Annotated in this window: 10 protein-coding genes and 1 tRNA gene; 5 read left to right on the forward strand and 6 right to left on the reverse strand. The window is 66.1% G+C overall.

Annotation, left to right across the window (positions count from 1 at the left end):
- The first annotated feature begins 30 nt into the window (after nucleotides 1–30).
- Nucleotides 31–1,038, forward strand: a complete 1,008-nt coding sequence (locus AiwAL_RS15665) for a LacI family DNA-binding transcriptional regulator (protein WP_235705410.1) — start codon at nucleotides 31–33, stop codon at nucleotides 1,036–1,038.
- Here the strand turns inward: AiwAL_RS15665 and iolB are convergent.
- The gene (gene iolB, locus AiwAL_RS15670) at nucleotides 1,035–1,832 is read right to left on the reverse strand and encodes a 5-deoxy-glucuronate isomerase (protein WP_235705411.1); all 798 of its coding nucleotides are present in this window, start codon (nucleotides 1,830–1,832) and stop codon (nucleotides 1,035–1,037) included. The two genes, AiwAL_RS15665 and iolB, sit on opposite strands and share 4 nt — an antisense overlap.
- A complete protein-coding gene (locus tag AiwAL_RS15675) occupies nucleotides 1,829–3,709 on the reverse strand; it encodes a PfkB family carbohydrate kinase (protein WP_262313036.1) in 1,881 nt (626 codons plus the stop codon). The genes iolB and AiwAL_RS15675 overlap by 4 nt, the downstream gene beginning before the upstream one ends.
- A gap of 90 nt (nucleotides 3,710–3,799) precedes the next feature.
- Here AiwAL_RS15675 and iolG point away from each other — a divergent pair, with 90 nt between their 5' ends.
- The 3 genes from iolG to AiwAL_RS15690 all read left to right on the forward strand — a co-directional run bounded on the left by iolG (nucleotide 3,800) and on the right by AiwAL_RS15690 (nucleotide 6,904).
- Nucleotides 3,800–4,795 (forward strand): inositol 2-dehydrogenase, encoded by a 996-nt coding sequence (gene iolG / locus AiwAL_RS15680; RefSeq protein ID WP_235705413.1) that lies wholly within the window; start codon nucleotides 3,800–3,802, stop codon nucleotides 4,793–4,795.
- Nucleotides 4,792–6,519 (forward strand): L-arabinonate dehydratase, encoded by a 1,728-nt coding sequence (gene araD, locus AiwAL_RS15685; protein WP_235705414.1) that lies wholly within the window; start codon nucleotides 4,792–4,794, stop codon nucleotides 6,517–6,519. Before iolG ends, araD begins: the two co-directional genes overlap by 4 nt.
- A gap of 88 nt (nucleotides 6,520–6,607) precedes the next feature.
- Complete coding sequence (locus AiwAL_RS15690; protein WP_235705415.1) at nucleotides 6,608–6,904, forward strand: hypothetical protein; 297 nt, start codon at nucleotides 6,608–6,610, stop codon at nucleotides 6,902–6,904.
- Here AiwAL_RS15690 and moaB read toward each other — a convergent pair.
- Nucleotides 6,901–7,440: a molybdenum cofactor biosynthesis protein B gene (gene moaB, locus AiwAL_RS15695; protein ID WP_235705416.1), complete on the reverse strand. Its 540-nt coding sequence runs from the start codon at nucleotides 7,438–7,440 to the stop codon at nucleotides 6,901–6,903. The two genes, AiwAL_RS15690 and moaB, sit on opposite strands and share 4 nt — an antisense overlap.
- Nucleotides 7,441–7,589: 149 nt before the next feature.
- Here moaB and AiwAL_RS15700 point away from each other — a divergent pair.
- A tRNA-Val gene (locus AiwAL_RS15700) sits at nucleotides 7,590–7,664 on the forward strand.
- Here AiwAL_RS15700 and AiwAL_RS15705 read toward each other — a convergent pair.
- From AiwAL_RS15705 to AiwAL_RS15715, 3 genes are all read right to left on the reverse strand, one after another.
- Nucleotides 7,635–8,543, reverse strand: coding sequence for a site-specific integrase (locus tag AiwAL_RS15705; protein ID WP_262313037.1), 909 nt, complete (start codon nucleotides 8,541–8,543; stop codon nucleotides 7,635–7,637). The two genes, AiwAL_RS15700 and AiwAL_RS15705, sit on opposite strands and share 30 nt — an antisense overlap.
- A 47-nt stretch (nucleotides 8,544–8,590) precedes the next feature.
- Complete coding sequence (locus AiwAL_RS15710; RefSeq protein WP_262313038.1) at nucleotides 8,591–9,094, reverse strand: helix-turn-helix domain-containing protein; 504 nt, start codon at nucleotides 9,092–9,094, stop codon at nucleotides 8,591–8,593.
- A 73-nt stretch (nucleotides 9,095–9,167) separates the two neighbouring features.
- On the reverse strand, nucleotides 9,168–9,293 hold a 126-nt coding region (locus tag AiwAL_RS15715; protein WP_262312567.1), incomplete at its 5' end, for a transposase.

The raw sequence follows: 9,293 nt of genomic DNA on the forward strand, positions 1-9,293 counted from the left end.
TCGCCGAAGCCAGTTCGGCGCTCCGGGATCGTGCGTAGCCGCGCGAAACTGGAGGATGTCGCGCGCCGCGCCGGGTGCGGCCTCGCGACCGTGGACCGGGTGCTCAATGAGCGCGGCGGCGTTTCGCCGGCGACCGCGCAGCGCGTGCTGAAGGCCGCGCGCGCACTCGGCCTCCGCCGCATCCTGCCCGCGCCCTGGCACCGGCAAATCAGGATCGACATTCTGCTGACCCGTTCGGCAACTCCCTATATCGGACGGCTCAACGCCGCCTTCGTGGCGATCGCCGGCACGCTTGACCGCTCGGTCACGCTGCAGCGCAGCGCGCTCGATCCCCAGCCCACGCCCGCCGCGCGGCGGATGGCGGAAAGTTCCGCCGATGCCGTCGCGGTCTATGTCGTCGATCATCATTCGGTGCGCGAGGCGGTCGATCGCCTCGCCCTGCGCGGCGTGCCCGTCATCTGTCTCACCACCGATCTGCCCGGAACCGCACGCGCCGCCTATGTCGGGATCGACCATGGCAAGGCAGGGCGCACGGCAGCGTTCCTCGCCGCACGGGTGCAGCTCGCGCGCGAGCCCGGCGCTGCCCTGGTCATCACCACCAGCCTCGCCTTCCGCGCCCATGTCGAACGGGTTGACGGATTCGCCGAGGGACTCGCCCGCCATGCGCCGGACGCGCGCATCGCCGAGGTGCTGGAGGCGATGGACGATCCCGATCGCGCCTATGCCGCGATCAGAACCGCGCTCGCGGCGCGGGACGATTGGGGCGCGCTCTACAATACCGGGGGAGCCAATCGAGCGGTCGCCGCCGCTATCGCCGATGCCGGATGGCGCGATCGCCTGATCTTCCTCGGTCACGAACTCACCGGAGAAACCGCATCGCTCCTTGCCTCCGGCGCGATGCTCGCGACGATCGATCAGGCGCCCGAACTCCAGGCCCGCCGCGCAACCGATATCCTGCTCCGCCGTCTCGGTCTCGCCGAAGGCGAGGTGCCGACGGGCGAAATTCCCTTCACCCTGCACACGCCTGAAAATATCTAAAAATTTTCGGTTGCGGCTGCGTGATCGGTATCGACGCGCACCCGCCATAACCGGCGCGGACCGGCCATGACGTTGAGATAATAGAGATCGCATCCCGGTGCGGCGGAAACCGGATGATAGCCGCGCGGCACCAGCACCGCGCAGCCATCGTCGAGCGGGAGGGCGGCATCGAGCGATCGGTCCTTTGTATAGACGCGCTGGACGCCGAAACCGGACGGACGCGCGAAACGATGGTAATAGACCTCCTCCAGCGCGGTTTCGTGCGGCCAATCATCGGTATCATGCTTGTGCGGCGGGAAGGACGACCAGTGGCCGCCGGGTGTTATCACCTCGACGACCAGCAACGATGCCGCCGGTTCGGTCTCGGGCAGGATGTCGCGGATCAGCCTTGCGGTGCTGCCCGCGCCGCGCGTGGACACCTGCCATGATCGCGGCCCGATGATCCGGGGCGGGATTTTGCCCCGTTCATCCGCCGCGAGGCAAAGTGCTAACTCGCAGTCCGTCTCGGCGCGGAACCGGAAGCGGTTGCGCGCGGGAATGTAGGCGGCGTGGCCTGCCGCCGTGAAGGGATTTTTCCGTCCGCCGATCGCGGTCCGGGTCAGGCCCTCGGCTTCGAGACGGCCCTGGCCGGATAACAGGACGAGGCAGGTTTCGCGCACGTCGTCGATCCGCGCGAGTTCGGCGCCGGGCGCTAACTGGAACACCTCCATTGCGCAGTGTCGCAACGCATCCCTGGTCGCCAGCACGCGGCCTTCCGGGTCTGGCGACGGATTCGCTCGGATCAGCAGGGTCACGATACCAATCCTCCCCGGTTCCGCCACCATAGCGAAACCATCGCACGGAACCGCTCGATCATCATATCCCGTGCCGCCGCTTCGTCGATCGCGCCGGAGCAGAATCGCTCCGCCGCCTCCTGCCAGATCGCCCGACCGATCGCGAAGCCGGCGACGATCGGTGCCGCCGCCGCCGTCGCGATGCCGTTCGCGAGGTCGTCATCCCCCGCGTCCCGCCCGAGCACCAGAACGCCGCGGCAATCCGGGTCGTTGTGCCGGATCACCGCCTCGATTCGCCGCCAGGAAGCCGCGCTCTGCATCTCCAGTTTCCACCAATCGGGGTGCAAGCCGAGCGCATAGAGATGCGCAAGCGTGTCAGCGAGGGTCGCTTCACCGACCGGCCCGAAGGGCGACGCGACCAGTTCGATCAGCAACGCGCGGCCGAGCCGCCGAGCCGCCTCGCCGGTTTGCACCAGCGCCACATCCTGGGCGGCGCGCAGTTCGGGCGGGTCGTCCGGGTGGTAGAGTGCCAGGCACTTCACCACATGCGTCTCGGGCCACGCGATCAGGGCGGAACCGAGATCGCGCCCGGCCTCGAAGGCGAGCGGCCGGCTGCCCGGCCGTTCGACTGGCACGCCGATCCAGAGCGGCGCGGGCCGGGCGGTGAGCGAGTCGAGCGCCGCCGCACCATAATCCCGATCAAGCAGAACGCCGAACCCGCATTCCGGCCGCGTATCGGTCGCGGCAAGATCGCGCATCGCGGCGCATCCCGCCGATTTGAACGTGGCGATCGCCCGTGCGTCCCGCCCATGGTGCGTGGCAAGTGCCGCGAATTGCGCGCGATGATCGAGCGCGAGCGCGAGAATCGTCGCCGGCGCATTGCGCGCGGCGGTCGCGCGCGGAGGATTGGCGCTCGCCGGCGCACCCGCAAGGAACGCCGCAAGCTCTTGGGTCGTGGGGCTTGCCGCAGAGCAGAGCAGCCGCGCCGCGACGATCGCCCCGCACGCATTACCGTGCCGCGCGCAATCCTCCGGTGCGGCGCCCTCTAGATAGCGCGCGATGAACCCGGCCATAAACGCATCCCCCGCGCCGAGCGGGTTGCACAGCGCCACGGAAAATCCGGGTACCACGCCGCCCGCATCCAACCGTGCGGGAATCGCCGCGCGAAGCACCACCGAACCCCGCGATCCGCGCTTGACCACGAACACGGCGCCCGACCGTGCGCGCAGCGACAGTAGCGCGTCGATCGTGCTCCCGGCGTTGCCGGCGATCCGCCACTCTTCCTCGGTACCGACGACGACATCCGCCGCTTCGATCAGCGCGGTCAGACGGGATGCGACCGCCGCCGCGCCGCCGGGGGTGCCGAACGACGGCCGGTGGTCGATATCGAGCACCACCGATCGCGCCGCATCGCGCGCGGCGGTGATCGCCACGTCCACCGCATCCGCGCCGATGCCCGAGGCCGCATGGGCGCCGCTGACCACCAGGGCGCGGGCCGAGACGATCAGCGCGGTGTCGATCTCGGCCGGCTCGGTTACCGCGTCAGCGGCGTTCTCGCGGAAAAACACCAGATCGGGCGCGCCTCCGGGCGCCGCGCTGGCGAAGGCGAGCGCGGTGCACCGTGCCGCATCCTGGCGCAGTCCGCGCGTCGCGACATTTTCCGCTTCCAGGGTCGCTTTGACATAGGCACCGAAAGAGTCGGCTCCGGTCGCGGTGACGATGGCCGCGCGCAGCCCCAACCGTGCGCAGCCGATCGCGATATTGCCCGCACAGCCACCCACCGCGCGGGCGAAACTGCTCGCCTGATCGAGACGCACGCCGCTTTGCTGGGCATAGAGATCGACGCAGATCCGGCCGAGCGTGACGACATCGAATTTCGGCTCCGGCGCGACGATCACCACCACGATCCCCGGAAAAATAAAACGAACAATCCATAGACTTTATGTTCTGGAATTGTTATTCCATTCAGAAAGGTTTGGAGAATGTCCATGACCCAGCTCAATATCGCCTTGATCGGCGCCGGCCGGATCGGCCGCGTCCATGCCGCCTCGATCGCGGCGCACCCGGATTGCCGCCTCGCCACCGTCAGCGACGCGATCGAGGACGCGGCCCGGTCGCTCGCCGCCGAAACCGGCGCGGCCGTGACTCCCGCCGAGGCCGCGATCGGCGATCCCGCGACCGACGCAGTCATGATCTGCGCGCCCACCGATGTCCATGCCGCGCTGATCGAAACCGCCGCGCGCGCCGGCAAGCCGGTGTTCTGCGAAAAGCCAGTCGATCTCGATGCCGCTCGCATCCGCGCCTGCCTCGCCGTGGTTCGCAGCACCGGCATTCCCCTCATGATTGGCTTCAACCGCCGATTCGACCCAAGTTTCCGCGACCTCAAGCGCCGCCTGGACGCCGGCCGCATCGGCAGCATAGAACTGGTGTCGATCCTATCGAAAGACCCAGCGCCGCCGCCGGTTTCGTATATCGAGCGTTCTGGGGGGCTGTTCCGCGACATGATGATCCATGATCTCGACATGGCGCGCTTCCTGCTCGGCGAGGAGCTGATCGCGGTTCATGCCGCCGGTAGCGCCCTGGTCGATCCGGCGATCGGCGCGGCGGGCGATGTCGATACCGCCGTCGTCACGCTGAGGACAGGGTCTGGCAAGCTGGTCTCGATCACCAATTCACGGCGCGCGACCTATGGCTACGATCAGCGGATCGAGGTTCATGGCAGTGGAGGGATGCTCGCCGCCGGCAACCGCACCCAGACCACCGTGACCGAAGCGGGCGCGTCCGGGTATATCACCGATCCCGCTTTGCCGTTTTTCCTGGAACGCTACGCGGACGCATATCGGGCCGAACTCGACGCCTTCGTCGCCGCGATCAAGGGCGGCACGATGCCGGAACCGGATGGCGAGGATGGGCTCGCGGCGCAGATTCTCGCCGACGCCGCGACCGAATCGGCGAAAACCGGCCAGACGGTGCATCTTCAATGAGCGCCAAACGCGATCCCGCCGCGCTGCGCAGCCACCGCTGGTTCGGTGCGGCCGATCTGCGCAGTTTCGGCCACCGCTCGCGGATCAGGCAGCTCGGTTTCGACCTCGCGGATGTCGCGGGGCGCCCGGTGATCGCGATCGTCAATACCTGGAACGGGCTTGCCCATTGCCATGGCCATTTTCCGGCGCGGGTGGAGGCGATCAGGCGCGGCGTGCTGGAGGCCGGCGGGTTTCCTGTCGAAATCCCGGTGATGGCGCTGCCGGAAAATTTCGTGAAGCCGACCACCATGCTCTATCGCAACCTGCTCGCCATGGAGGTCGAGGAAAACCTTCGCTCGCTGCCGGTGGACGGCGCGGTGCTGATGGGCGGTTGCGACAAGACCACGCCGGCGACTATCATGGGGGCGATCAGCGCCGGGCTGCCGGCGATTTTCATGCCGGCCGGCCCGATGCTGCGTGGCAACTGGGGCGGCAAAATCCTTGGCTCCGGCTCAGATGTCTGGAAATACTGGGACGAGAAACGCGCCGGCAACATCTCCGACGCACAATGGGCGGACATGGAATCCGGCATCGCGCGGTCCGACGGCGTGTGCATGACCCTGGGCACCGCGATGACCATGACCTCGCTGGCCGAGGTGCTGGGCCTGACGCTGCCGGGCGCGACGTCAATCCCCGCACCCGATTCCGGCCATGCCCGCATGGCGACGGCGACCGGGCGGCGTGCGGTCGATCTGGTCTGGGAGGGTTTGCGGCCTTCCGATATCCTTACCGCCGCAAGTTTCGACAACGCGATCATCGCGAGTGCCGCGCTCGCCGGTTCGACCAACGCGATCATCCATCTGATCGCGATGGCGCGCCGGGCGGGAATCCCGCTCTGGCTCGATCGGTTCGACGAACTCTCATCGGGCGTGAAGGTGCTCGCCGATATCCGCCCTTCCGGCGCCTATCTGATGGAGGATTTCTTCTATGCCGGCGGATTGCCCGCCTTCCTGACCCGCATCGCGCACCGGCTCGATCTTTCGACCCGGACCGTCAACGGCAGAACGCTTGGCGATAACATCGCAGAGGCGAAAGTCTGGAACGAGGAGGTGATCCGCCCGGAACAAAATCCGGTCTCTTTCGCCGAGGGGCTGGCGGTGCTGCGCGGTAATCTCGCACCCGACGGCTGCGTGATGAAACCGTCCGCCGCGGAGCCGCGTTTGCTCAAGCACGAAGGTCCGGTGCTGGTTTTTGACGATTACGACGCGATGGCGCGTGCCGTCGCCGATCCCGATCTCGACGTCACGCCGGATCATGTTCTGGTGCTACGCAATGCCGGGCCGCTCGGCGGGCCTGGAATGCCCGAATGGGGCATGCTGCCGATTCCGGTGAAGCTGCTGCGCCAAGGGGTGCGCGATATGGTGCGCATCTCGGATGCGCGGATGAGCGGCACCAGCTACGGCGCCTGCATTCTGCATGTCGCGCCGGAAGCCTTTATCGGCGGCCCGCTCGCGCTGATCCGCACCGGCGATGTCATCGCCGTCGATGTCGCCGCGCGCCGCATCGCCGTGCAACTGACGGACGACGAACTTTTGCTCCGCCGCGCCGCCTGGACGCCGCCGCCGCCGCGTTATCCGCGCGGCTATGGCGCCATGGCGGCTGCTCATATCGGTCAGGCCAACACCGGCTGCGATTTCGACTTTCTGCAGCGCGACGGGGCCATCCTCGAACCCGAAATCCATTGACGGAATTCGTCATGCCCCGACATATGCGCGTAACAATGATGCTTTATGGGTAGCTGGTCGAAGTCTCATCGCAGAACAGGAGATCGCGATGATCAAACGTTGGCGATCCCGCCTTACCCGCCCGATTCTGGCCGCCGTCTCGGCTGCCGCCGTGGCCGGCGCGCTGATGGTCCCGCACCCGGCCTATGCCTGGTGGCGACCGCATCCCTGGTGGGGACCGCGTTTCGGGATCGGCATCACCGTGCCGCTGGCGATTCCCGCGCCGCCGCCGGCCTATGCCTATTACGGTCCGCCGGCCTATTACGCGCCGCGCGCCCGTGTCTGGATTCCGCCGCACTATAACTGGGCCGGTGCGTACATCCCCGGTCACTGGGTCTGGCGTTAGTTAGAAAGATGCTCCTTGAGCCGCGGCATCAGCTCCACGAGATTGCAGGGGCGATGCCGCGAATCGAGCTGGAACAGCAGAATATCGTCCCAGCCATCCTTCACCGCTCCGGGTGAGCCGGGAAGCGCGAAGAGATAGGTTCCGCCGGCCACGCCGCCGATCGCGCGGGACTGGATCGTCGAGGAGCCGATTTTCCGGTAGCTCAGCATACGGAATAATTCGCCGAATCCCTCGATTTCCTTCTCCAGCACCCGCGAGAACGCCTCTGGCGTCACGTCCCGCCCGGTGATGCCGGTGCCGCCGGTGGCAATCACAACGTCGATCGCATGATTCTCGATCCAGTCCCGCAGCCGCGCCTCGATCGCATCGGCATCGTCGCGTACGATCGCCCGCGCCGCCAGGATATGCCCCGCCGCCTCGATCCGTGCCGCAAGTGCGTCGCCAGAGGTATCGTTTTCCGCATTCCGCGTGTCCGATACGGTCAGCACCGCGATCGATACCGGCACGAATTTCCTGGTTTCGTCGATGCGCGACATCGATTTCCGCTCCTGGTCACCGGATGCCGATATAGGGCGTTTCGCGGCAACACCGAACCCCCCGCCCTTGATGCCCGTTTCCAAAGGGCGGCCTGACCCAGCCTCTTGCGCCATGCGGCAGGGAAAGCTAGATCACGCCTTCGGATCGTGGGTGCGTAGCTCAGCGGGAGAGCATCGCCTTCACACGGCGGGGGTCACAGGTTCAATCCCTGTCGCACCCACCACGATTTCAATGGTTTAGAGAGCGTTTTTTGAGTTGTCCGGTCGGTTTCCGGGGCCACGTGGCCCCGGAAACCGATGGCCGAGGTCAGCGCATTGGCCGCGTCGCGCAGATAGTCCGGGCTATGATGGCCGTAGACCGCTTCGATCATCGCGACCGAATTGCCCAGGAAGCCGGCGATCTGGTTGTAGGAAATGCCGCGCTGCACCATCCAGGAGGCCGCGGTGTGGCGCAGCGTGTGGGGCGAGACGCCCTTGAGGCCGGCGCGATCGGCGCTGGCCCGAAAGCCCCGTTTGACCGAGAGGACGCGGCTGCCCCGGTATTCGACCACGTAATCGCTCACGGCCTGCTTGCGCGCCTCAACCAGGAGGGAAAGCAGCGGATCGGCGATCGGAACCTTGGCCCGGCGCTTGTTGCCGTTGCCTTCGCCTAAATCGATCATTCGGCGCTCGAAATCGACCCGATCCCAGGTCAATTCGAGAAGCGCGCTGGCACGGCCGGCCGTGAACAGGCCAAGGGCGATGAACATCCGCACATGGTCATGGACCGCGCAAGCCATCAACCGCTCCGCTTCGGCCGGCGTCAGCCAGCGGTCGCGCGGAGGATTGCTTGGAGGCAGCTCAACATGCGGGACATTCGCGATCCAGCCGCGCTTTTGCGCCCAATTGAGCGCCGCTTGCAGCGCGCCGAGTTCGCGCCTGACGGTCGGCCCGCTGATCGGCGGCTTGCGCTCCTGCTGGCGTTCCTTGAGGTAGCGGCGTCCCACCTCGACGGAAAGCGTCTCGACGTTCAGCGGGCCAAGGCGGTGCCGGAGCGGATTGAGATGGCAGCGGGACTTGTCGGACTTCCCTGCCATCTTGTCGGCTTCATAGGCGTCGAGCACATCCTTGACGGTGGGCTTGTCCGGGGATGGCGGCGTGTCGAATCCGGCTATGAAATCCGCGAGGAAGCGTTGCGCTTGCGCATGATTCGTTGTGCCGCACGAAAGCCGGCGCCAGGCTCCATCCTCCCACCACCGGACATAGAACCACTCGCCGCGCTTGGCGAGCCGGTAGGATGGGGTTTCTTGTTTTGGTCTGGGCATTGCTGTGCCTCATATTGTTGAAGGTCGGAAGGGCGCACCCTGATCTGCCCTCCAACCCGAATATGAGGCAATTTGCCATTCCCGCAAAGAGTGTAGATCGAGGTCGGCGACACCCGAAAATGCCGTGCGACCTCGGCGACGGTGAAGACGGCTACGGGAGAACGAGATACTGTCCCATGAGCAAAATCATTTGGTCCCACCACGGAAATCCCAATTGAGGTATCCACAGAATCAAGACGATCGCCAGAAATTTTCGGGCTTCCCTGATCCATGCCGCGCTGACCATTCGCAACCTCCGGTTTAGTAGGTTGGACTATGACATGCTGCCGGGTGTCAGCGCCAGAGGTCATTCAGGGGCTCCCTTAAGCCTCGCGGCGCCGAAATTATCTTCCGGGAATGATCCAGTCACCCTAGGGTGTGGTGTCAATTAAGCCAGATAGCGGTGGCGGTGAGGTGGACGCCTGCGAGGAAGTTTCTGGCGGTTTTGTCGTAGCGCGTTGCAATGGCGCGGAATTGCTTGAGTTTGGCAAAGAAGTTCTCGATCAGGTG

It is taken from the genome of Acidiphilium sp. AL (assembly GCF_025499445.1).
In the GTDB taxonomy this organism is placed as follows: domain Bacteria; phylum Pseudomonadota; class Alphaproteobacteria; order Acetobacterales; family Acetobacteraceae; genus Acidiphilium; species Acidiphilium iwatense.